The 21,605-nt window shown below is 66.4% G+C and carries 18 protein-coding genes and 1 pseudogene; 6 read left to right on the forward strand and 13 right to left on the reverse strand.

Annotated features, from left to right (window positions below; genetic code table 11):
• Entirely contained in the window at window positions 1–1,758 is a 1,758-nt protein-coding gene (locus tag AC2YHT_RS15690) for an asparagine synthase-related protein (protein ID WP_487290713.1), read from the forward strand.
• Here AC2YHT_RS15690 and AC2YHT_RS15695 read toward each other — a convergent pair.
• The 4 genes from AC2YHT_RS15695 to AC2YHT_RS15710 all read right to left on the reverse strand — a co-directional run bounded on the left by AC2YHT_RS15695 (window position 1,723) and on the right by AC2YHT_RS15710 (window position 8,887).
• Window positions 1,723–4,164: a S9 family peptidase gene (locus AC2YHT_RS15695; protein WP_487290714.1), complete on the reverse strand. Its 2,442-nt coding sequence runs from the start codon at window positions 4,162–4,164 to the stop codon at window positions 1,723–1,725. The two genes, AC2YHT_RS15690 and AC2YHT_RS15695, sit on opposite strands and share 36 nt — an antisense overlap.
• A 59-nt stretch (window positions 4,165–4,223) precedes the next feature.
• Window positions 4,224–7,235: a TonB-dependent receptor domain-containing protein gene (locus AC2YHT_RS15700; protein ID WP_487290715.1), complete on the reverse strand. Its 3,012-nt coding sequence runs from the start codon at window positions 7,233–7,235 to the stop codon at window positions 4,224–4,226.
• Between the two features lie 124 nt (window positions 7,236–7,359).
• Window positions 7,360–8,343 carry a FecR family protein gene (locus AC2YHT_RS15705; RefSeq protein WP_487290716.1) on the reverse strand — a complete coding sequence of 328 codons (984 nt, stop codon included), beginning with the start codon at window positions 8,341–8,343 and terminating at the stop codon, window positions 7,360–7,362.
• A 16-nt stretch (window positions 8,344–8,359) separates the two neighbouring features.
• On the reverse strand, window positions 8,360–8,887 hold the full coding sequence (locus AC2YHT_RS15710) for an RNA polymerase sigma factor (protein ID WP_487290717.1): 528 nt from the start codon (window positions 8,885–8,887) through the stop codon (window positions 8,360–8,362).
• 439 nt (window positions 8,888–9,326) lie between these two features.
• On the opposite strand from AC2YHT_RS15710, the gene AC2YHT_RS15715 reads away from it, so the two are divergent.
• Window positions 9,327–10,196 carry a DUF2726 domain-containing protein gene (locus AC2YHT_RS15715; RefSeq protein WP_487290718.1) on the forward strand — a complete coding sequence of 290 codons (870 nt, stop codon included), beginning with the start codon at window positions 9,327–9,329 and terminating at the stop codon, window positions 10,194–10,196.
• A 36-nt stretch (window positions 10,197–10,232) separates the two neighbouring features.
• Here AC2YHT_RS15715 and AC2YHT_RS15720 read toward each other — a convergent pair whose 3' ends face one another.
• From AC2YHT_RS15720 to AC2YHT_RS15735, 4 genes are all read right to left on the reverse strand, one after another.
• Entirely contained in the window at window positions 10,233–11,543 is a 1,311-nt protein-coding gene (locus AC2YHT_RS15720) for an RES family NAD+ phosphorylase (RefSeq protein ID WP_487290719.1), read from the reverse strand.
• Window positions 11,540–12,355, reverse strand: a complete 816-nt coding sequence (locus tag AC2YHT_RS15725; RefSeq protein ID WP_487290720.1) for an AbiJ-NTD4 domain-containing protein — start codon at window positions 12,353–12,355, stop codon at window positions 11,540–11,542. Before AC2YHT_RS15725 ends, AC2YHT_RS15720 begins: the two co-directional genes overlap by 4 nt.
• Window positions 12,348–13,409 carry a hypothetical protein gene (locus AC2YHT_RS15730; protein WP_487290721.1) on the reverse strand — a complete coding sequence of 354 codons (1,062 nt, stop codon included), beginning with the start codon at window positions 13,407–13,409 and terminating at the stop codon, window positions 12,348–12,350. Before AC2YHT_RS15730 ends, AC2YHT_RS15725 begins: the two co-directional genes overlap by 8 nt.
• Before the next feature lie 122 nt (window positions 13,410–13,531).
• A complete protein-coding gene (locus AC2YHT_RS15735; RefSeq protein ID WP_487290722.1) occupies window positions 13,532–14,644 on the reverse strand; it encodes a hypothetical protein in 1,113 nt (370 codons plus the stop codon).
• A 261-nt stretch (window positions 14,645–14,905) separates the two neighbouring features.
• Here AC2YHT_RS15735 and AC2YHT_RS15740 point away from each other — a divergent pair, with 261 nt between their 5' ends.
• The 3 genes from AC2YHT_RS15740 to AC2YHT_RS15750 all read left to right on the forward strand — a co-directional run bounded on the left by AC2YHT_RS15740 (window position 14,906) and on the right by AC2YHT_RS15750 (window position 16,531).
• Complete coding sequence (locus AC2YHT_RS15740) at window positions 14,906–15,556, forward strand: DUF433 domain-containing protein (RefSeq protein ID WP_487290723.1); 651 nt, start codon at window positions 14,906–14,908, stop codon at window positions 15,554–15,556.
• A complete protein-coding gene (locus AC2YHT_RS15745; RefSeq protein WP_487290724.1) occupies window positions 15,553–15,924 on the forward strand; it encodes a DUF5615 family PIN-like protein in 372 nt (123 codons plus the stop codon). Before AC2YHT_RS15740 ends, AC2YHT_RS15745 begins: the two co-directional genes overlap by 4 nt.
• 76 nt (window positions 15,925–16,000) lie before the next feature.
• Complete coding sequence (locus tag AC2YHT_RS15750) at window positions 16,001–16,531, forward strand: hypothetical protein (RefSeq protein WP_487290725.1); 531 nt, start codon at window positions 16,001–16,003, stop codon at window positions 16,529–16,531.
• Between the two features lie 7 nt (window positions 16,532–16,538).
• On the opposite strand, the gene AC2YHT_RS15755 is transcribed toward AC2YHT_RS15750, so the two are convergent.
• Window positions 16,539–17,453, reverse strand: coding sequence for a HEPN domain-containing protein (locus AC2YHT_RS15755; protein ID WP_487290726.1), 915 nt, complete (start codon window positions 17,451–17,453; stop codon window positions 16,539–16,541).
• Window positions 17,454–17,703: 250 nt separating this feature from the next.
• Here AC2YHT_RS15755 and AC2YHT_RS15760 point away from each other — a divergent pair, with 250 nt between their 5' ends.
• The gene (locus tag AC2YHT_RS15760; RefSeq protein ID WP_487290727.1) at window positions 17,704–18,624 is read left to right on the forward strand and encodes a LysR family transcriptional regulator; all 921 of its coding nucleotides are present in this window, start codon (window positions 17,704–17,706) and stop codon (window positions 18,622–18,624) included.
• On the opposite strand, the gene AC2YHT_RS15765 is transcribed toward AC2YHT_RS15760, so the two are convergent.
• From AC2YHT_RS15765 to AC2YHT_RS15780, 4 genes and pseudogenes are all read right to left on the reverse strand, one after another.
• Window positions 18,621–19,811 (reverse strand): TraB/TrbI/VirB10 family type IV secretion system protein, encoded by a 1,191-nt coding sequence (locus tag AC2YHT_RS15765; RefSeq protein WP_487290728.1) that lies wholly within the window; start codon window positions 19,809–19,811, stop codon window positions 18,621–18,623. The two genes, AC2YHT_RS15760 and AC2YHT_RS15765, sit on opposite strands and share 4 nt — an antisense overlap.
• Complete coding sequence (trbG, locus tag AC2YHT_RS15770; protein WP_487290729.1) at window positions 19,808–20,662, reverse strand: P-type conjugative transfer protein TrbG; 855 nt, start codon at window positions 20,660–20,662, stop codon at window positions 19,808–19,810. Before trbG ends, AC2YHT_RS15765 begins: the two co-directional genes overlap by 4 nt.
• Window positions 20,662–21,342: a conjugal transfer protein TrbF gene (trbF, locus tag AC2YHT_RS15775; RefSeq protein ID WP_487290730.1), complete on the reverse strand. Its 681-nt coding sequence runs from the start codon at window positions 21,340–21,342 to the stop codon at window positions 20,662–20,664. The genes trbG and trbF overlap by 1 nt, the downstream gene beginning before the upstream one ends.
• A 5-nt stretch (window positions 21,343–21,347) precedes the next feature.
• A pseudogene (locus AC2YHT_RS15780) lies at window positions 21,348–21,605 on the reverse strand (hypothetical protein); the annotation flags it as partial.

Consider the following 21,605-nt stretch of genomic DNA (forward strand, 5'->3'; position numbering starts at 1 on the left):
ATGCGCGACTACGTCATGCTCACCTGGGATATGTCGGACCTCGCGGCTGGCGCCCAGGCCGAAGCGATCGCCGCGCCCCTAGCGTCGTCATGGCGCCTGGAAGCGCGCGAGCCCGGCCTGTTGCTGCTTGTGCCCTTGGACCGGCCGCCAGCCGTGCGCATCCTTCAAGGCGGACGCCTCGTCCTCATCGGCGACTACTGGGGCGACGATGTCGAACAGATCCGTGGCGATCCGTCCGTCACGTCGCACCAACTGAGCCAGGGAGGGTGGGGCCGCTATGCCGCGATCTTCCGGGGGGCGCACGGCTTGGCCGAGGCCGTCTATCGCGACCCGTCCGGCGGGCTCGACGCGATCGCCTGGCGACGGGACGGCGTGGGCATCGTCGCGTCGGACCTGCTTGCCGATCTCGATCACGCCGCGCCCAGGGCGCTGGCCATCGACTGGGCGGTCGTCGGCGCTGCGCTCTGCGACCGAATGCACCTGGCCGGCGCGACGCCGCTGGTCGGGCTGACCACGATCACCCCGGGCGGCCTCCGGAAGCTGGGCGGCGACAAGGCCGAAACGCTGATCTGGCGGCCAGACCGGTTCGCGCGTCTGGCCCTGGATGGGGCGGTGGATCGTCAAGTCGGGCTCGTCGCGGTGATCGACAGCACGATCGCCGCGCTGACCGGGCGAAGAGCGACCCTGGCGGAAGTTTCTGGCGGCCTCGATTCCGCGATCGTCGCCTCCAGCCTCGTCAGGGCGCGGACCGACGTGCGGGGGTGGCTCAACTATCATGTCGTCGATCCTCATGGCGATGAGCGGACCTTCGCGCGCGCCGTGGCCCGCCAGAACGGGTTTGTGCTGACCGAGGCGGTCAAGGCCGATGCCGGTGTCGATCTTGGCGGCCTGGAGCACGGCAGCCCCAGCGCTCGTCCGAGCTTTCGGCTGGTCGATGCGGCCTACGATCAGGATCTGGCAAGACGCTGTCGCGATCTTGGTGTGGCGCAGATCGTCACCGGTCTGGGCGGCGATGTCGTCTTCATGCAGGGCGGCAGCCGATGGCTCGGCGGCGACTACTTGCGTCACACACCGCCATGGCGTTGGCGGCCCAAGGCCCTGATGGAGATCGCGCGCCGCGCCCAGACCTCGGTCTGGCGGGTCACACGTCTTGGCTTGGCGGGCGCTGTCGGGCTTGGCCACCCAACATCGCCACCGCCGCGACACCTGACTGCGGTCGCGATCACGGCGGCCCGGCGCCGCCCCCCGCCGCTGTGGCGCAAGGCGTTGAAGGGGTTGACGCCGACCAAGCGCGCGCAGGTCGAAGGCTTGGCCCGCGTGCTGCTGGTGACGGGCCGTTCGGCGCGTTCGAGCGTGGCCGACGTCGTCAACCCGCTGTTGGCCCAGCCCGTCATGGAAGCGACCCTGAGCTTGTCGTCGCTCACCCTGACGCAGGGCGGTGACGATCGCGCCTTCGCCCGCGCCGCCTTCGCCGACCGCTTGCCCTCGCTGGTGCGAGACCGTCGCTCCAAGGGCGACCTTAGCCGGCACTACGGCCAGGCCCTCGCGCGCGACCTGCCGCAGCTGCGCGACCTCTTGCTGGACGGCGCCTTGGCCGAGGCCGGCCTTCTACGCCGCGACGTGGTCGACGCGATGCTCACGCCGGAGCATCTGATCTGGAGCGATCCCTACCGCGACATCATCGGCATGGTCGTCATGGAGCTTTGGGTGCGGTCCTGGCGCTCACGGCTTGTTCGCCTCGGGTACGGGAACATCTAGCGCCTGATCCAGGAAGGCGAAGCTTTCAGCATAGAGCCGGCGGATGTTTTCAGGGGCCAGAACCACATGGCCTTCGCCCCAGAAGGTCAGAAGCTTGGCGTCCTTGCCCAGGCGATAGAAGGCCGAGAACATCTCCTCGCCCTGGGTGGCGCCGTAGCCGTCGAGATCACCGTAGATCAGCAGCACCGGCGCGGTGATCCTGTCGGCGTTGAGATAGGGGCTGGCGCGGATATAGCGGTGTGGCGCGACCCACGGCGGAGCGCCCACACGCATCTGGCCCGTCTCCAGATACCCCGTGCCGGCGTTGAAGACGAACCCCTCCTCCGGGCGCGTGCGCGCGGCGTTGCCGCGAACCTGCCCCCAGGCGCTGAAGGGGTCGGTGATGCCGGCCGAGGCGATGACCGCCTTGAACCTTGGCGACTGTGTCGCGGCCGACAGGACGATGTAGCCGCCGAAGCTATGGCCCCAGAGGGCCACGCGATCAGCGTCGGCCAGTCCGGCGGCGCCGACCGCATCGACGGCGGTGAGAATGGCCGAGGCCATGCCTTCGCCAGGGTCGTCCGTTGGGCTGCGCACCAGGCTCGGATAGAGGACGGCGTAACCGCGCGCCGCGATCAGCTGGGCGGAGATATTGGTCACGGCCAGGCCCGGCAGCAGGTCCGATGGCGGCTTCGACGGCGAGAAGTGGCTTCGGCTCGGATAGGGCACGACCACGATCGGCGGCCGATCGCCGGGCTTCCATTCTGGCGGCAGCATCAACCAGCTGGTGACTTCCAAGCCATCTGGAGCGCGATGCTTCACCGGCTTGACGAGGTTGAGGTCGCGCGTGGCGAACTGCGGATTGAGCACCGCCGCGGCCCGGCGCTGTCCGTGATCGACAATGGATAGCGTCTGGACGCCGTGGTCGTCGCGCTCGAGGGTGACGGCCGCGCCGCGGGCGGTGATCAGGTTCAGACCGGCGGGCGCTGGCCCGAAGTCCTCGACCTTGGCGGATGCGACGCGCACGAGCCGCCCCTTGGCGACGCCGACAAGGTTGTGTTCAGGGCCGGCGCGCGCGAAATCCAGGCCGGAGATCTGGCTTGAGGGCGCTCTGATCGGCGTAAAGCCCTCGAGCACCGGCTTGGCCTGACCGCTCCGAGCATCGATGGCCAGGAGTCGATCGCCATCGAGCGCCAACAGGTCCTCGCCCGGCGTCTGATAGAGACGCGCCGCCTTTTCCGCTCCGGCCGGCAGCGGAGCGATTGGCCCCGCCCCCCGAAGGCGCCACCAGGCGCTGGCGGCCGAGGAGGAAGCAGCGTCCGGCGCGCCCCAGGCGACAGGAAGGTCGGCCAGCCAGCCGGCCTGGATCAGCTCGAAGCCCTCGTTGGTGCGGCCCATGGCTGGGCGAAAGCCGAGGAGCCAGGACACCGCATCGGCGCCCGCTCGGGCCGGGGAGATCACCGCCAGCCGCCCATCCTGCAAGGCTTGGCCTGGGCGCCTGGCATGGATCAACAGCCGGTCCCCGCCCGGCGCCCACGACAGCAGAAACGGTGACAGATCGCAGGACGGGCAAGGCGCGAGAACCTGCTCGGTCTCCAGGTCGACGACGACGAGATCGCGACGCCGCATCGCTGTGCCGCCGGTTACGGGCTCCAGCGCGCTCGGCTGGGTGTCGGCGCCCTCCTTGACCGCCGCGACGTACCGTCCGTTCGGCGCCAGTTCGAGATAGAGGAAATCGCCCTTGGCCAGGGACGAGGCCTTGCCGGTCTCGATGTCGAGCCGCACCAGCGTCGCTGGGATGTTTGATCCGCCGCGGCTCAAGAACCGCCCCGAGCCGATCATCGTGGCCGATGGGCCGCCATCGATCGCCGTGGCGCGCCAGCGCGCGGCCAGGGTGGCGGGCGGTTCCGACCCGCGCCTCAGCAGCAGGTGCGGCCTATCCGTCGGATGGGTGATCGCGATGATCTCCGTTTCTCCCCGCCAGGCGGCCGTTCGTCCCTGGACCGAGAAGTCCACGCCCAGGCCAAACCAGCGAACCTTCCGGCTGACCAGGTCGATCACCCCCGTCTCCCAGTGATGGTCGCGGACGCGGTGGACGAGCATCTGTTGGCCAGAGGGCGAGAACGGCCCCGGCACGAAACCGGTGTTGCGGTCCGGCGGGATCAGGAACGCCGCCGGCGCGGCTTTCGTCAGGTCGATGATGCGCAGTCGGCTGGTGGCCAGATAGTAGGCGGCGTCATAGTCGAACCGCGGCGCATGGGCCTGGCCCGCATAGGTCTGCACAACGACCCAGCGCCCATCGGGTGAGGCCAGGGTGGTGACCAGGGTCTCGGCGTCGAGGAGGTCGTTGATCGTATAGGGCTCGGCCCGACTGGGCGAGCTGGCCAGGGCGCAGCACAGCGCCACGACCGCGAGAAGCTGTCGCATGGGTGGTCCTTCGAGGGGAAGCGTCGCGGCGCGGCGTTGATCGCCGCGCCGCCGGGGGATCACCAGCGTTTGGTGAGCTGAAGGGCCACGACACGGCCCAGGACGTCGGCGTTGGCGGAGTCGTAGCCCACGCCTTGGACTGCGTCATAGAAGGGCGGCTGCTGGCCCAGCAGGTTCTGGGCCGAAAGCGCGATCACGACCCCCGCCGATGGCCCGCGGGTCGAGGGCGCGGTCCACCGGACCTGGGCGTCCAGGGTGGTCCAGCTGTCGATCCTCACGCCAGCCGAGGTCCGATAGTCATCGACATAGCGAACCGTGGCGTTGGTGACGAAGTCGCCATGCGTCCAGGCCAGGCCGAGATTGGCCCTCAGATCGACCGGAAAGGTCGCCAGATCGACGTACTGGATGGTCGGCGCGTCGACCGTCAGCTGGCGCTTGTAGTCGAACAGATAGGACGCATCGCCGTTGAGGACGACGCTGTCACCCGCCAGGCTGAACGGCCAACTGGCCTGCAGGTCCAGGCCGCGAACCTTCAACTCGCCGACATTGCGGTTGCGCCCGTCGAGGATCGCCCCGAAGGCGTTGGCCGGAAAGAGCTTGGCGTCCGTCGAGGTCGGGTGGTCGATCAGGGCCTGGGCCGCGGCCATGTCCGCCGCATTGGTCGGATTGAGGCGTCGCACGAAGCTGGCGTAGATCGGGTTGGTCAGAGCGTTGATGACGTCGTCATAGACCGGATGGCCGACCTGATCGGAAAAGCGGGTGTCGAAGTAGGTCAGGCTCAGGCGCGCGCCGCGACGTGCCTGGGACGCCAGATCGAACCCCAGCGTCCAGGTCTTGGCGGTTTCGGGGCCCAGGTCGGGATTGCCGCCTGTCTCCATCAGGATGAGCGTCTGTCCGGACGTGTCGGGCAGGATGGCCGCGCCGACGGCGTAGGTCTCATAGATGTCGGCGAGCGTGGGGGCGCGAAACGACGTGCCGTAGCTGGCCCGCACCTTCAGGGATTCGATAGGCGTCCAGACCGCGCCAATCTTCGGATTACGCGTGACGCCAAAGTCGCTGTAGCGCTCGATCCGACCGGCCAGCGAAAGTTCCAGGCGCTGCATCCCGGGCACGCCCATTTCCGGCGAAACCAAAGGGGCGCGCAATTCGACATAGCCCGCCGAGACGTCACGGTCGAACAGGCGTCCCCCGCTCGTCGTCGGACTGGTTCCCGATGTCAGGTTGGTGGTGCGCACGATGAAATCCTCGTGCCGCGCCTGGACTCCGAGCGCCATTTTCAGCGGTCCCGCCGGCAGGGTCAGCAGCACGCCATCGATCTGGACGCCGCCGGCGCTCACCCGGTTTCGCCGCTTGAGGCGCTGGTAGCCGCTGTTGACGAAGTCGAGAACCGCCGCGTTGCTGGTCCCGAACGGATTGAAATAGCCGTCTTTGGCGGCGCTGAAGGGCGTAAGCGGATCGTCGGCGAGATTGCCCAGGGCTTCGTTGAGGAAGCGCGTGTTCAAGGCGCGGTTCTGATCGCGACGGCCTCGGTCGATGCTGAAAGCGCCATAGGCGTCCCAGCGCCAGGTCCGCCCGAAATCTCGCGCCGCGCCGAAGGTCAGGCCCAGGTTTTCGCCCAGCCCTGACAGTCGGCGAGGGCCAAGATCATCGGTGAAATTGTAGCCGATCAGGTGGGAGGCCGCGCCGGTCGGCGAAACGAAGTAGGGATTGGCCTGCCGGACAGTGAGGATCGTGGTGGGGCCGCCCTGCAAGTAGGAGAAACGGCGATGGGTGTAGATGGCGTCGGCCGACAGTTCGACCTCGCCGACATCCTGGCGGACGCTGGCGTAGAAGCTCGCGCGCACCTGTTCGGGTAAGGTGTCGCTGCCCTGGCGCGGATCGCCGAGATTGGCTGAACCGGCGATGAAATCCGTCGGCTTCAGGCTGGTCCCTGGCGCGGGGCGCGGGATCGCATAGAGCGGGACGTAGCCCCCGACCGCGGCGCTGTAGGCGACGATGTTCCCAGGATGGGCGAAGCTGTTGCGATGGTCGGTCCCTCCCAGCCCCCGCAGGTCGCTGCTTTTGGTGAGGCGGCGATCCAGGGCCGACAAGGCGTCGCGATAGTGATACTCGCCCGAAACGACGAGGTTGCCGCCGGTCCAGCCGAAGCCGACCGTCTGGGAGACCTGCCGTTCCTGAGCCTTGCCGCCCTCGGCGACGCTGGCGCGCAGGCGCGTTTCGGCGCCGATGAAATTACGCCGCAGCCGCACATTGACCACGCCGCCCACGGCGTCCGACCCATAGAGCGCCGAGGCCCCGTCGAGAAGCACCTCGACCCGTTCGACCGCGCCGGTCGGGATGGCCGAGACATCAGCGAAGTTGCCTTTCAACCCGGTTCCAGCCACTCGCCGGCCGTTAAGCAGGATCAGGGTCGCCGAACTGCCCAGGCCTCGCAGGTTGATGCCGGTGGCGACGGAGTCGTTGGTGAAGCTGCGATCAGCGCCGAGCAGCTGGTTGGCCGGCGTCGAGCCGCCGCCGAAGTTCTGGGGCAGGTCGCTCAGGGCGTCGGCCAGGGTTGCATGTCCGCCGCTGTCCAGCGTCTCGCGATCGAGGTGGACGATCGGCGAAGCGCCATCGCCCGCCCCCCGGATCAGCGATCCGGTCACCACCACTTCAGCGACCTCGGTGGGGCCGGGCTCTGGAGCGGCCGCGTCGGGGATTGCGGTCTGCTCGCCCTCGAAACGGATCGGCGTCGTGCGCCGCTTGAGAACAAAAGCGTTGGTTCCCCCGCGCCGGACCTCGATCGGGGCGCCGGCCAGCAGCCGGGCGATCGCCTCGTCGGACGTCAGGCGTCCGCGAACGCCTGACGTCTTCAGCCCGGCGACCAGATCCGGCGTATAGATCAGCTGGCGCCCGCTCTGATGGGCGAAGGCCTGGAGCGCGCCGTCCAGCGATCCGGGCTGGATATTGAAGTCGACCGTCTGGGTTTGCGCCTGGGGCGCGGCGAGCGCGGCATTGGCCCCGAGCGGCAGGGTCAGAATGGTGGTCGCTAGCCCAGCCAGCAGGCGGCGGCGCAGAGATGCGGAAAGCATGAAACAGGTCCCCTCAGACGCTCGCGCGGCGTCCGTCGCGGGACGGATCTTCTTTGCACGGCGCAGTGCGTCGGCGGATTGACGCGTCAGCCGCCTCGTCTCCCTGGACCTGCGGAAAAGAAAATCAGGGGCTCTCGTTGTGGGCTCCAGAACGAGTCAACCGGAAGACCCCCTTCTCCGGTCGGGTGACGGTCAGATCGAGCAGTTCGGCGGCCGAGCTGACAAAGGTTTCGGTGTCGCCGGCGTCGAACGCGCCGCTGATGGGCGCGCGTTCCAGATCGCCCACATCGAGTTCGATCTTGCGACGATCGTAGCGCCGGACCTCCTCGACGGCCTCGCCGAGCGGAACGGATTTGAAGACCAGGCGGCCGGTCGTCCAACTCGTCTGAGCCTGCACGTCCGCGAAGGTCGGCGTCGTGGTCTTGGGCGACAGCGTCTGCCCGGGCGTCAGCCGCAAGGGCTTGGTGTCGGCTTGGGCCTGGCGCTTCACCTCCACCGCGCCGCGCAGGAGCGTGACACGTGCGCCGCCATCTTCCCGCCGCACGTCGAAGCGCGTTCCCAAGGCCTTCACCGAGGTTTCGCCGGCGGTGACGACGAAGGGGCGCGTGGCGTCATGGGCGACGTCGAACAAGGCCTGTCCGCGATCAAGACGGATGTCGCGGTTGGCGCGCGAATAGCGAACGCTGACCTTTGTCTGGGTGTCCAGGACGATGGACGAGCCGTCGTCGAGGCGAACCGTTCGTGTTTCGCCCACGTCGGTGGTGTAGGTCGTGGGACCCCAAAGGGCGTAGCCCCCGACCGCGCCGATCGCCAGGATCGCCGCGGCGAAGCCCATGCCGATGATCGGCCGGCGCACGGACTTTCGGTCAGGGACCGAACGCGTCAGCGCCGACGAGACGGCGGCTTGAATATCGGGGTCGGCTTGGAGCGCGGCGCTCCGGCGCCAGAACGCATCGACGGCGTCATAGGCCTCCTTGTGACCCGGCGCCTTACGCCAGAGTCGAAAGGCCTCCATGTCTGCGGCGGACACGTCGCGTTTGTTCAGGCGAGCAAACCAGTCCGCGGCCTCTTCCTTGGCTTGGTCGCTCGAAACGGTCGAAAGGCTCATGTGACGCTTCTTCCGCTCAGTCCTTAACGTGCTTGACGCAGTGAGCGATGGCCTTGCTCAGCCGCCATTCTACAGACTTCACCGATAAACCGCAGCGTGTGGCGATCTCTTCATAGGTCAAACCTTGGAAGCGGCTCAAGACGAAGACATCGCGATAGGCCTCGGGGATCGACAGGATGACCTCCTTGGCGGCCAGCAACTCCAGCGCCGCCTCTCCAATGGCGCCATCATCGGGCTCATCACGCACCGCCTTGGCATGCCGTCCCCGAACCTCGCGGCGGCGCAGAATATCTTTGGCCAGGTTCGAGGCCACGCGCATCAGCAGCGCGCGCGGGCGGCGAATGTCGCGCACCGCGTGCGGAGCCAGACGGGCGTAGGTCTCCTGCACGACGTCATCGGCGTCCGCATCCAAGCCGTGGCCGAAACGTCGGCGCAGCATGCCGCCCAGCCAGGACGCATGGCGACGATAGAGCTGGTCCATGTCTTGGCCATCATCCCAGTCCAGGTCGGGCTGGGTGGCGAGCCTCTTCAGATTCCGATCCATCGCCGACTCCGCTGCTCACGGAGGCGAGGGAAACGCCTGGGCGGACAAGGGCGCGCGACCGCGAACCGCGGACACGGGTTGCGCGCCTGGAATCCAGACGCGAGCGGCCAGCCGTCTCCGGCTCGTCGCTATGGCTCTAATCAACGCACGGGGTTTCCACGCCCCACCAGCGTGCAAGGACGCCAGCCGGAGAATCCTGAATCAAATAGGCTGGCTGCGCAAGCCGGCGAGCGGCGTTCGGCGGAAAAGGGGCGGGCGTTGGAACCTCGTGCGCATGCCAAAGGCCCGCCGGCTTCAGCCACGATCGCCGCCGATTACCCCCGGCTCAAGATCGTCGCCTATGAGGCGGCGCCCGCGGATCGGTTTTAGGTCGATGCCGATCGCGCGGCAATTGCGGTCAACATCTGGCACCGGATCGATTGCGATGTAGGCTGTCGCGATGACACTGCGTCTGGTCAATCGCTACGAGGAAGTCGCGCACGACGAGATCAAGTGCGCCGCTGACCGTTGGGGGCTCTCGGTCTATCCCAAGGTACGAGTCGCTGACGTGATTTCCCTGCAAGAGGTCAGCGCCAGCGGTGACCTCTTTCGGTATGGCTTGCAGGCGCATTTCGACTTCGTCGTCTGTCGTGAGCAATGGGACCCCATCTACGCCGTTGAATTCGACGGGCGCTTTCATTCGACGCCTGAACAGGCCGCTCGCGACGCCAAGAAGGACGAGCTTTGCCGAAGGGGCGACTTTCCCATCCTGAGGATCAACAGCCGCTACCTTTCCAAGGCTTTCGGGAGCCTGTCGCTCGTCGCCTGGATCATGGACGTCTACGAGTTGCAGGAAGAGTTCGGGCGCATGCAGGAGGCCGGTTCGATCCCGCCTGACGAGCCCTTCGATCCGTTCTTCATGATGAGCACGACGCCGGGCGAGGAGAAGTTCCCCTACTGGCTGTCGGCGCGTTCACGGATCCAGTTGCAGGCGCTGCACCGTCAGGGGCGGATCATTGATTTCGGCTCTTCGGGCTTCATCGGCTATGAGCCGAATGGCGTCATGCGCGGCATCGAGTACATGCGGGTAACGCCAACGGAGGGGATCTACGTCCAGTCCGCGATGCGACCCCAGCAGTTCCCAATCCTGATGAGCGATCTGCTCGATGAAATCTTGTCGGTTCAGTTGGCCGAAGAGGTGTTCAAATGGGACCGCGGCGAGGTTGGAACCACGCCGATGGATAAGATCAACACCATAGCCAAGGCGCTTCGCGCGAGCCTGAAGCTTGGTCGAGCCCACTCCTGTAGCGGCTCGCTGGGTTGGGACTAGTCAAGCCAGCGGGGGTAAGTCTTGCCAGCGTGTAGCCTAGAATGCGGGGTTCACCGCGAAATCCAGATCGACGGGCTCGCTTGCGGGGAACTGGGCCTCTCTGATCTGCCGCACCGTCAAGCTAGTTGGATCGAGCGCCAGGCCCGGCGTAGGAGCTTGCGGCTGGGCGAGGTCGAAGAGTGAAGGGCTAGACCGCGACTTGGTGGTCTTGGACGCGCTGTCGTTGGCGCCCATGATGGCTGCAGCGTCACCGAACAGCACGATGTTGGTCCCCGACGGGCGCTGCGCCGATTTGAAGATGATCGCGTCGATCTTGCGCGCCGCCTTGCCGATCCGGACCTCGTGAACTTTGTGCAGGTATTCTGAAACGGCCTGAGTGGGCACGTAGTCCAGGTGCTCGTCGCTGGGCAGGATCGGCTTGCTGATCTCGTTCATGAACCTTTGCATGAACCGCCACTGGGTCAGCCTGCGGGCATGGTCACGAGCAAAGAGGTTCAACTCCTTGGGCGGCGCCTGGAAGCGCGTGGTGTCGAGCACGACGATCGGTCGATGGAGCTTGAGTTCGGCCGTAACCACCTCCGCGCCCACCAGCGGGCGAAGTTCCGAAAGGCAAGTTTCGATGTCGAGAGAGGCGTAGAGCGCAGTGATCCCCGACGGGTTCATTCGATTGGGCTTACCCAGGCGGCGAGGCGGCGCGCCCATCTCCTGGAGCGGATTGGCCAGGATTTTTCTCTGTCCAACGACGTCGGCGACCCGCGCGCGAAAGAAGGTCGGCGCCTGGTCGGGGTCCATCAGATAGACCGGCGGTAACCGGGCTTCATCGCGCTGCAGATGGATGAACTGGAAGATGCTGGCCAGCCAATCGTCGGCGCTGCGGTTGAAGAACCGCTGCTCGTGCATGATCGATTCCCGAAACATCGACCAAGCGACCGCGTGCCCCGCATCGCCAGGCGCCGTCCGTTCGTATCGGTACTCGTCGAGATAGAACGGCTCCTCGCCGTCTGGGGGCCAGTAGTTGTCGTTCGCCATCAGCCAATCGGCGATCAGGTCCTGCACGTCAGGGACGGTCGGTTCTGTCAGATCGCCGACGGTCTGCCGCAGATCTTCGCCGCGCTGCTCGTAGTAGGTTTCCGGATCTTCCGGATCGTCGGAATAGTAAGGGTCTGATCCGGCGATCGCATAGTTCGAGCGGAACACTTCGTCGATGATTGCCCCCACGGCGTCGATCGGCGTGCCCTTGCGGGTTTTGTGGAACACGCAGCGGCCTTCATCGTAGTCGGGGCGAATTTGCTCGATCCGGCGCCGTAGGCCAGAATTGCCGAAGCACTGGGGGCAGAGCAGCGTCACGGCGCGCTGTCCTCTTCGTCCATCGCCCCGAGCCTTTGCAGATAGACGACGACGGCGGAGGCGACGGTCACCACAAGTTCGGCGTCCTCGAACCGCGGATCTCGGCCTTCGCGAACGTGCCGGCCCTGCTCGGAGGCAAACCCCCATAGCTTGTCCAGGGCGGTGTCGAGCGGCTTGGGCACATCGAGCTTCTTGACGATCTTACCGAACGTGTCGTTGTCGGCGGAAGCGCCCCGCGCGACGCATTCAAGCGCAGCCATCGCATGTTGAATGGCTCCCGTTACATCCGCCGGCCGGCGGGCGAGGTCCTCTAGGGCTTGGTGCATTTCCCGAGCCGCCGTGGCCTTGCTAGACTTCTCAAGGATATCGATTGCCGAACGCGATGCGGCGGCGAAGACCTCTGAACCGCGTGCCTGGAGCCTGCCCTGGTCCATCAGCCAGCCCACGCCGTGCTCGCGAAAGACCTGGTTCAGCTGCGCCTCGAAGCTGGCGGCGTGGGCGGCGGTATAGTCGGCCTTCTCGATCGCTCCATAGAGCGCTTCGGCAATATCGTAGACCTTGAACCAGGGAGCGTTATCGACCAGTTCGGCGACCTCACGCTCGACCGGCTCGTCACCCCAGTTTTGGGCGTTAGGCCGCCGGAGCAAGACTTCGCATACTAGGGCGCGCATGCCTTTCGGACTTTTTCCGAACTGGTAGCCGAGCATGACAACCGCGTCGCGAACAGCTTGCGGCGCATCGGCGCGAACCGTGATGTCCGCCTCGGGGCACTCGAAGCCGAAGCGCTGAGAAAACGGGCCGGCATCATTCATAGGGAAGCTCCCCATAGAGGCCGATCATCAAGTCACCCTTCAGCTCGCGGAAGGGGATTTCGACATAGTGGTCTGGGTGGCGAGGCTTGGCGCGCCCGTCACCGGGGCCGTTCTTGGTGTGCCCTCGGACCAGTTCGCCGTTCTCCTTGATGTAAGGCAGGATCACCAACCGGCCGTGATTGGTCGATAGGATCGTTCCCTCACGCCAGAGCGCGGCGCCGTCTTCGCCCTTGTCGCTGGTAGTGGATTTCACCATCCAGCCGATCTGACCGTCATCCTCGTACCAAAACACCACGCCGTTGCTGACGAGCACGCGCTCACCACGAGCTAGGGCTTCGGCCAGAAGGCGCTGTACGCTGGCCAGTTGCAGGAGTTGGTTGGCGCGGGGCAGTAGGATCGCACGGATCTTGGCCTTCACCTGGCCCCAGTGTTGGGTGTGGTGAAAGCCAAACCCATTGGCGATCCGGGCACGGATTGCGATCTCAGCAGAGCGCTGCCCGGCGTTGTAAGGGCGGCTCCAGGCGCCGTTGGCGTTGCGATAGAGGAGATAATAGTAGGCGCCATGGGGAATGAGCGCGATCCCAAGATACGGATAGGTCGCCAGCTCACTGGCCAATGCTTGGCGAAAATGCTCGGCGGCCGGATCGAGCTGGAGATCCGCAGCGGCTAGCCGCGGCGTATCGGCGTGCCGCCGGATCGCCTCGGCCAGCATCAAGGCCTCCTCTTCGGCGAGGCGTTGCTTGGCCTGGAGAGCTTTTCGGACCTTTAGGATCAGCGATATTCTGGCCTCGCCGCCAAGCGGGCGCTCGAGTAGCGCGTCGGCCAAGATGGGGTTCAGCGCTTCGGCGGCCGCTACAGCGGCTTCCTTTTCGCCGTAGATGTCCATTCGCACATGGCCAGCCTCATCGGGGGCGCGGCGGTCACGCCACTGGACGGCGCCGGTTGGGCTTTCGACCAGCTCCAACATGAACCAGCGATCGTAGAGGCCTCGGAAAGTCGGCCACACGGCCAAGATGGGATCGTGGTCCCGGCGGCTATCGCCCCATTTGATCATCGCTCGGTCTCGTCTGCGTAGACCGCTCAACCAATCACCACGCTCAAGCTAGAGCAACTCTCACTTGTGGGCGAGGTGGGGCTCGCCCATGTCTGCGAACCCCACTTAATTGAGCCGACGGCTTACGCGGCCTGTGCCGATATTTCGGCGACCATGCCATCGACCGCAGTCACGAAGGCGGACGGCGATCTGATTGTAGCCTTCAGGGCGTTCCGCCAGTTTGGGTGGCTACGTTCCCAGGAATTGAGGCGTCGAAGGTTGCTTGAGGCCGCGCGCGCCAAGACGTTGGCGCCAATCTTGAGCGGGATCTGCTCGATCAGGAACGCGGTGTTCGCCGGATAGAGCGTCGCAAAGAGCCCACAGACCCGGGCGAAGGTGTCGAGACGACCCTCTTTGGCCAGCTCGGACAACAGGTCTAGGGTCGCGCCGGATTCCGTGGTGTAGGCGCGCGATCCTTGGTTCGCGATCGCATCGGCGATCCGCCAAGCTTCGTCGACGCCAATGATGGCCAAGGCCTCGCGTAGCCGGCCGGTGAATTCCCGGACATTGTGCGGACTCGGTGCCCAGTGCTCGGCCAAGTGTGTCTTTTCCTCGATCAAGGCGTCGTAGATGACCTCGCGCTGGACCGGCAAGACATGAACGGCTCGGCCGGTCCACTGAAAGACGCCTTCATCGACCAATCGCGCGAACTCACTCTCGAAACGGGGGTGGCCGATGCGCGTGGCGAACATTGTCGCCAGATCGCCTTCATAGACCAGGGCGAGGCTGACTGGGTCCAGCCGCGGATAAAGCGGCACGCCGCCGTGCATGTGCAACAGCAAGTCGGTCACCAGGTTGTCGCGCATCTGCTGTCCAGCGCCGGATCCGGGTCGGAGAAGCGGGCGGCGGCGTTGATGCCGTAGCGAGACGCTGATGAAGGGGTAGACATCCCGGAACCAGAAGCGTGGCCCATCGAACTGAAAGGTGTCGAAGGCGGGTTCTTGGTCGAGCCAGGCCCGCACAGGGGCATGGCAAGGCCACGGCAGCGCCTGGAGAAGGCGACGCCTATACTCCTCTGTGGAGCCAATGCGTGGGTGGTCGCTTATCGAGGCTTCTAGATCGTTCCAGTCTCGAAAGCCGCCAGCGCGCGCGATCGCTGTCTGGCAGAGGTTCAAAGGATAGAGGAAGCCGCTGTCGTCGAAGACGCGCTTGAGGTCCTTGGCGCGCTTCTTGGCGCGGTCGAGTGTCGTGTACATCACTGGTCCTGCATCGGCCGTGGCGGTACGCGCTGCTCGTCCCTGCCGGCCATGATGAGGTCCATGGAGGGGGTCGTCTAACTTCAGATCGTTGAGCGCGGGCTCTTCGCCAAGGCAGCGGCCACGCCGACGAGAACGGCGTTAGCCAGACAATGGTGGCCATTTAGAGAGAGTTCAAGTCCTTCAGGCCAAAACGCAGGCCCAGCATGGTGACCTTTTCATAGCGATCCGCTATATATGATCTCTCTGTGGAGAATGATTATGGCTAGCTCGCTTCGCCTCTACACCCCCGCCGAAGCGGCCGCGGTTAGCGGTTTGGGTCTCAAGGCCGTCAACAACCTGATCGATAAGCACATCGTTGATGTCGCCCGCCCTACTGGCGGTGGGCGTGCGGCGCGGCGCTACCTGACCCATAGCCATCTGCTCTGCATGCGCCTGGAACATTTTCTCGCGGGAAGTCTGCCGGTGGAGCGCCGGCAGCAGCTGTTCGAGGAGGTCGCCGCTCGTCCCAACACCCGGATGGTCAAGGCCAATAGCGTCCTGCACATCGATGTCGCCGAAGCCCGGCGCGAGGTCGATGATCGCGTTCGAGACCTGGAAGCGGCCGAGGCGGAGATCCACAGCGATCCGGCTGTGCTTGGCGGCGAGCCGGTATTCAAGGGGACTCGCATTCCCGTCTATGGCGTGGCGGCTATGCTGGACGCCGGAACGGCGGAAGATGACCTGCTCCTGGGTTATCCCAAACTCGATGCCCGCCGCCTGGCGCTCGCCCGCCTATGGGCCGCCGCCCATCCTCGACGCGGTCGCCCCAAGCGCCTGTCGCAGCAAGGTGTCGTTTCGACGTCGCGCAAGACGGTGACGCTCAAGAGTGATCCCCTGGCCAATGCACGCGGTCGAGCGGGCGCGCGTTGAATTTCCTCATCGACGAGTGCCTGCACACCTCCCTGGTCGAGGTGGCCCAGCAACGTGGTCATGAGGCCGCTCACGTCACCTGGCGTGGCATGGGCGGCATGCAGGACTGGAACCTCATGGCGCCGATCCAGGAGGAGTTCCTGACCTTCGTCACGAACAATGCCAAGGACTTCCGGCGCCTCTATGCCGAGGCCGAGATCCATGCCGGCCTGGTGATCATCGTCCCGCAGGTTCGGCCAGCCGAGCAGCGAATTCTGTTCGCCGCAGTGCTCGACGACCTTGAGGGACAGGAGCTCCTCAACGAGGTTATCGAGATCGCGTTTGATGATGAGGGCGCGGTGATCGAGCGCTACGCCATGCCCGACTGATCGAGGCGGATGAAGCTGCGCCAGATCGTAGCGACTCGCGGCAAGATTGCGCGACGCTGGCTGGAGGTTTCATCCCATGGCGGAGTATTTTGCACCTGAGAGCGACGACTTCGCGTCGGGACAAGCGCTGGTTGGCATGCTCAAGCTCCTCGATCAGCTCTTTCTCGAGATATTCGAGGATCGATGGTTGCTGCTGCCTGATCGTTTCTCGGGCGTGTTCGCCCGGGACGAGAGCGCGTTGCCCGCGGCGCTCGATGAAGCACGCGGGCAGATCAAGGAACTCAGCGATGCGATCCTCGCCTTCGTTGAGGTTGCGGCCTATCGAGCCCGGTTGCTCGACTACGGCCTGACCGGAGCCCCTCTGCGCTTCAAGTTGCAGGTTATCGAGTATGCCAATTTTCAGATCCCACCCGCCCGCAATCGCGCGCTGGAACGCGTCAGCGACCGGCGACGCTGGCGTCCCTGGGGCTACAGGAAGGTTGTCAAAGGTGCCTTGGCCGCGATCGACGGTCCGCTGGAATCGTTGACCAAGATGCTGGGCATCGGAGAGAGCGTCGTTGAGTTCAAGAAGGGTCTTGAGGTGTTGCTCGACATCGGGACGCTGTGAGGCAAGCCTAGTCCGCGGCGGTCCTCAGAGCTTCGATCCGCTCAAGGGCAATGGCCTCGGCGATCGCCTTCAGGGCGGCGACGCGCTCTTGCAGCCAGTCCAGGTGCTCGGCCGAGATCTCATAGGTCTTGGAATAGCGCGCCTCGACATAGGCGCGGCGGATCAGGTCGAACCCCTGGCGCTCGAACTTGTTGGAGCCAGGCCAGAGACCGATCAGGCGCGCGTCCATCGCCTCGGCGCGATCGCGCAGAAGGTTCAGGCGGTGGGTCTTGGTGCTGTAGAGCGTCAAAACCAGGATCAGGCCGTGATAGAAGCGCTCAGCGGCCTGATGGAGTTGAAAGGCTGCTTCTTTCGAGCGGCCCTGGCCAATGACGTAACGCGCCGTGTCTAGGAACCCGTCGGCGCTGGGGAACCACTCCTCGTAGAAACCCTTCGTTTCGCTGTAGGCGTCTTGCGCCGACAACAGCTCGGGCTGTGAAAACGGAAATCCGTCTTCCTCGAAAAGCGTAACGCCGTCTCTCAGGATGTCTGTAAAGAAGTAGCGGCCCAGCCGCAGCTGCTCGTTCACGTCGTCGAGGCTGTGGACGATGAAGTTGGGTTGCGTGCGCAGGCGCTCGCCCGAAGCCAGCTCGCGCAGCAGGACATCGTCGGGCTTGCCCCAGAATTCCTCCAGGTCGGTCAGATCCTCATGATTGACCACCACCAGGATGTCGTAGTCGGAGAAGTAGCGGCCTTTCGGATCCTCGACCCAGTCGCCGCGCGCATAGCTGCCGAAAAGGATGATCTTGAGAAGCTTGCCCGCTCGAAAGCGCGGCATGGTTCGCCGGCTCAGCGCTTGGCGGAACCCCTCGCGCAACGTCTCGACCACGAAGTCGAGTTCCTTGCGCTTGCCGGCCGGCAGATGGTCGAGCGAGGTCTTCATGGGCTCCTGACGAGTACGCGTCCGCCGATCACACTCTGGTTCGGCGGCTAGGAAAAGAGTCTAGGGCAGGAAAGCGCCGACGTCGAAGGTCGAGCGCGTGGGCCGTCGGAAAACAAGGTGTGCGGATGCGTCGATCCTTCCAGGTCCAGGCGGATATTCCGCATATATTCGCTCTATAGAGTGGCGCGGCGCATCCGAGCGCCCTCTGGATACCCAGGCGGCCGCCAAGGTCGCGCCATCGGCGCTGCTTGTGTTCGACGCCCCGCTGACGAGTTCGCCGATCAGACCCCCGCCGACCCGCACCAGCGCCTGGGCGGGGCTGGGTCTGCATCAGTTGCGCTATGTTCTGGCCGCGGCCGAGCACGGGGGCTTCCGCCGCGCGGCGCGATCGCTGGGTGTCCAGCAGTCGGCCGTCTCCAGGCGTATCCATGACCTCGAAGCCCGGCTCGGCGCCCGGATCTTCGATCGTGCGCCCTGCGGCGTGCGCTTGACCGCGGCCGGCGAGGATTTCGTCGCTGAGGCCAAGGCCGCCCTGGCGGGCCTGGATCGCGCCGTTGATCGCGCGGCCGAGCTCGGCCAGGCCGAGATGGGTGTCCTGCGGGTCGGCATCTTGGCCGGACTGGGCCCCGGTCCGCTGGACGACCTGATGCGCCGGCTGCTTGAGCGCGAACCGGATCTGCAAGTCGATCTCCTCGAAGCCGATGGCGAGCGATTGGCCATCGCCTTGCTTCAAGACCATCTCGACATCGCCTTCATGATCGATCCGCCCGCCCGGCTAGACCGGCGCCTGGGTTGGCGTGAGCGGCTGGTGATCGCCCTGCCGACCGGGCATCCCCTGGCCGCCAAGAGCGCCTTGGCCTGGGAGGACCTGGCCGGGCGCCGGCTGCTTTCCCCCACCGCGATCGCCCTGGCCGTCTCCCGGCTGGCGCGGCGGCGCGATCCCTCGGATCTGAACCTTCAGGCCCAGGCCGCGAGCGCGGCCGGCGTCGCGCGGCTGGTGGCGCTGGGCCAGGGATTTGCCCTGATCAACGAGACCGCCGCGCCTCGGGTCAACGGCGTGGTTTTCCGACCTTTGACCAGGGCGTTTCTGACTTTCAGGGCGATCGTTGGCAGGCGCGCGGACAAGCCGGCCCTGCGTCGGCTGCTCGACCTCTTGCCTGACGAGACCTAACGGGCGGCGGCGACCGGCGTATCGAAGACGATATCGCGGGTCACGAGGATCGAGAGCGGCAGACCCGCGCGCAGAGACAGGGTCGGCTGGACATCGAGCTGGCGGCGCACGAGCTGCTCGCCGGTCTGATTGATGCTGCCTTGCAACCCTTCGCGGATCGCCTGGGCGACCTCGCCCTCGCCCTCGCTGTCGCTGCCAAGCTCGGCGCCGACGCCCAGCAAGGTCGATAGCAGGGCGGCCTTGGTCGTCTCGCCCCAATGGGCGTCGATCCGATCCGAAAGGCCCGCGCGGCCGGCCGCGTCGCCGGCGACCAACCGGTCAAGCTGCAGCGAGCGTCCATCGGGAAGAAGGAGGCGGTCCCACGCCAGCAGGACGCGACGCTGGCCGAAGGCGACGCGCGCCTCATAGGTTCCCAGGAGCTTGGAGCCCTGAGGGATGAGAACCTCTCGGCCCGTCAGGCTGTCATAGACGTTGCGAGTGACCTGCGCCGCCACCGGACCCGGCAGGTCCGAGCTCACCGCTGTCTGCAGGGCGGCGGGTATCACCGTATGCGCCTGCAGGATCCGGCGTCCGGCCGGTGGCTCTAGGCGAAAGCCGCTCGCCGTCGAGCCAGCCCGGCGGTCGAGGAAGGCCTGCCGAGGATCGCTGGGCTGCGCCTGAGGCGATGGCGACGCGAGCAACGGCGCTGGAAGCGAGATCGACGGCATGGTGAGCGCCGGCGCTGACGCGTTGGCCGCCGGCGCCGATCGCGGGGCCTGGCCGGTGAACAGGCTCGCTGTGCGGGCGCTGTCGGCGACGGATCGTTGCGCGCCCTCGGTGGAGCTGCTCGACGAACCGGCGCCCGGGCCCATCGCCGGGGGCGCTGCGTCTACGCCCTTGGCTTGGGCGGCGAGAATGGGTCGCCCCAGATCGCCGGGCAAGGGCGGCCCCAGCCGAGGCACGTCCCCATAGGTCTTGGGCGCATCGGCCATGGCCGCCAGCGGCGGCTTGGCGTCGGGCTCTTCGATCGGGATCTCCACCGGCTTTGGCGTTCGGCCGTGCAGGGCCACCGCGAAGGCGACGGCGATCGCCACGACCGCCACGCCGCTGGTCACGAGGATCACCGGTCGCGAGAGCCGCGCCACGCGCGGCGGCGCGGCCCGCAGCCTGACCGTCTCCTCCGCGCGCTCATCCGCCGGCCGGTTCATCGTTCCCGGGCTCCGATGCGCTCGATGCGCACGCGGCGAGCCTTGCGCTTGTCGCCCAGGCGCAGCTCGGCGCGATCAAGCAGGCGGTCGGTGATCATCCGTCGCCCTTCGATCCGATAGTTGACGAGCGCGGGGCGGCCGGCGGCGTCCAACACGAACAGCGGCGGCAGTTCGCCAGCGGCGATGGACGAGGAGAAGACGAGCACGGTCTTGCGCCCGTCATCGAAGACCTGCTGCGGGCGCCAGTCGACCTTGTCTCCGGAAATCCTGTAGTCGAACGACAAGGCCGCCAAGTCTACCGGCGGCGGCGCGGACTGAGGCGGTGGCGCGACGGGCGCTGGCGGCGAGGTGCTCGGCTTGGCCAGCGCGATCAGCGCGCTCTTGGGATAGGTCCAAGCGACAGACGCCATGTAGGTCGCGGGCGTGGCGCGCAGCTCGACATAGTAGGTGCGCCGGTCGGTGTTGATGATCAGATTGGTGATCAGCCCGCTCTGGGCCGGCTTGACCAGCACATGCACGCGCCGCCGCTCGCCGAGGCCGCTCTCGGTGTCGCCGATGATCCAGCGCACGGTGTCGCCGGCCGCGATCGGCCCAGATCCGATCAGGCTTTCGCCCTCCTCCAGGACGATGTCGGTCACGCGTCCTGGAGCGGCGTAGATCTGGTAGAGCCCGCCATCGCGCCAGGCGAACGTCTGGACAGCGCCTTGGAAGGTGTCGAGTTGCGGCTGGACACGCGCGGCGGCGTTGGCCGCGGCGATCGGGCGGCGCGGATCGGCCTGCGCGGCGGGCGTGCTCGCCACGGCGGTGATCGCCACGACCATGGGCGTCAGGATCGGGGTCGGCATGCGCATCAGGCCATCTCCTTGGACCAGTCGATCGCGTCGACGTAGACGCCGAGCGGGTTCTTCTTGAGGTGTTCGGCGTTGCGGGCCGGGCGATGGATCACGGTCAGGGTCGCGGCCCAGCGTTCGGTCGCCGACAGCTTGCCGTCCTGATATCGGCGCTCGACCCATTCGACCCGGAAGCTGGTCGGCGAGACCTTTAGCGTGTTGGCGATCTCCACCGAGACCTGCTCCTTGCCAACCCGCAGGAAGGGATCGTCGGCCTGGGCGTAGGCGCTGAGGGCGCGGGCCCCTTTGGCGCTGGTCACCCCATAGGCCGACAGCCAGTTCTGGCGCACGACGATCGGGTCGGCCGACACCGACCGCACTTCCTGGATGAAGCGTTCGAGCCGCGCGGCGATCATGAAATCGGAGGGCTTGAAGTCGGCGTCCGCCGGCGCGACCGCACGGGCTTCGCCTCGCCGATCGACTTCGACGATCCAGGGCGTGATCTGGCCACGCGCGCCCTGCCACACGAGCCCCGTCGCCAGCACCGCGATCACCCCGGCCTCGACCAGGGCCAGCCGCCAGACGCGACGGCCATTGATCGCGATCCTGCCTTCGCGGTCGTCCCAAGCCTGACGCGCCCGCCGATAGGGCGTGTCGAGTTCGGGCGTCGCGCCGTATCGCACCTCAGGGCGCTTGAACATCGCTCTTAGTCTCCTTCCGAGAGATCGACCGACGCACCGCCGCCGCTCTGGCCAGACGAGGCCGCGTGGCTGGCGGCCGAAGCGCCGTGGGCGACGGCCTGGCCGCGGTTCATGCGCCGCGCCCAGCCAGGCGGCTGCGTTGCGGGCGGCGGGCCGTCTTGCCCGGCCGTCGGTCCGCTCGTCTGTTGGGCGCGCGCGGCGGCGAAGCGGCCGCCAAGATCCTGAGCCATGCGCCGCAGGGGGCTGGCCGCGCCGCTGGCGGC

This window comes from Caulobacter sp. SRI_008 (genome assembly GCF_057586355.1).

What these genes read in the sequence shown, in the direction of transcription:
- AC2YHT_RS15690 (WP_487290713.1), top strand. Translation starts at nt 1, where the DNA reads ATGCGCGACTACGTCATGCTCACCTGGGATATGTCGGACCTCGCGGCT.
- AC2YHT_RS15695 (WP_487290714.1), bottom strand. Translation starts at nt 4,164, where the DNA reads ATGCGACAGCTTCTCGCGGTCGTGGCGCTGTGCTGCGCCCTGGCCAGC.
- AC2YHT_RS15700 (WP_487290715.1), bottom strand. Translation starts at nt 7,235, where the DNA reads ATGCTTTCCGCATCTCTGCGCCGCCGCCTGCTGGCTGGGCTAGCGACC.
- AC2YHT_RS15705 (WP_487290716.1), bottom strand. Translation starts at nt 8,343, where the DNA reads ATGAGCCTTTCGACCGTTTCGAGCGACCAAGCCAAGGAAGAGGCCGCG.
- AC2YHT_RS15710 (WP_487290717.1), bottom strand. Translation starts at nt 8,887, where the DNA reads ATGGATCGGAATCTGAAGAGGCTCGCCACCCAGCCCGACCTGGACTGG.
- AC2YHT_RS15715 (WP_487290718.1), top strand. Translation starts at nt 9,327, where the DNA reads ATGACACTGCGTCTGGTCAATCGCTACGAGGAAGTCGCGCACGACGAG.
- AC2YHT_RS15725 (WP_487290720.1), bottom strand. Translation starts at nt 12,355, where the DNA reads ATGAATGATGCCGGCCCGTTTTCTCAGCGCTTCGGCTTCGAGTGCCCC.
- AC2YHT_RS15730 (WP_487290721.1), bottom strand. Translation starts at nt 13,409, where the DNA reads ATGATCAAATGGGGCGATAGCCGCCGGGACCACGATCCCATCTTGGCC.
- AC2YHT_RS15735 (WP_487290722.1), bottom strand. Translation starts at nt 14,644, where the DNA reads ATGTACACGACACTCGACCGCGCCAAGAAGCGCGCCAAGGACCTCAAG.
- AC2YHT_RS15740 (WP_487290723.1), top strand. Translation starts at nt 14,906, where the DNA reads ATGGCTAGCTCGCTTCGCCTCTACACCCCCGCCGAAGCGGCCGCGGTT.
- AC2YHT_RS15750 (WP_487290725.1), top strand. Translation starts at nt 16,001, where the DNA reads ATGGCGGAGTATTTTGCACCTGAGAGCGACGACTTCGCGTCGGGACAA.
- AC2YHT_RS15755 (WP_487290726.1), bottom strand. Translation starts at nt 17,453, where the DNA reads ATGAAGACCTCGCTCGACCATCTGCCGGCCGGCAAGCGCAAGGAACTC.
- AC2YHT_RS15765 (WP_487290728.1), bottom strand. Translation starts at nt 19,811, where the DNA reads ATGAACCGGCCGGCGGATGAGCGCGCGGAGGAGACGGTCAGGCTGCGG.
- trbG (WP_487290729.1), bottom strand. Translation starts at nt 20,662, where the DNA reads ATGCGCATGCCGACCCCGATCCTGACGCCCATGGTCGTGGCGATCACC.
- trbF (WP_487290730.1), bottom strand. Translation starts at nt 21,342, where the DNA reads ATGTTCAAGCGCCCTGAGGTGCGATACGGCGCGACGCCCGAACTCGAC.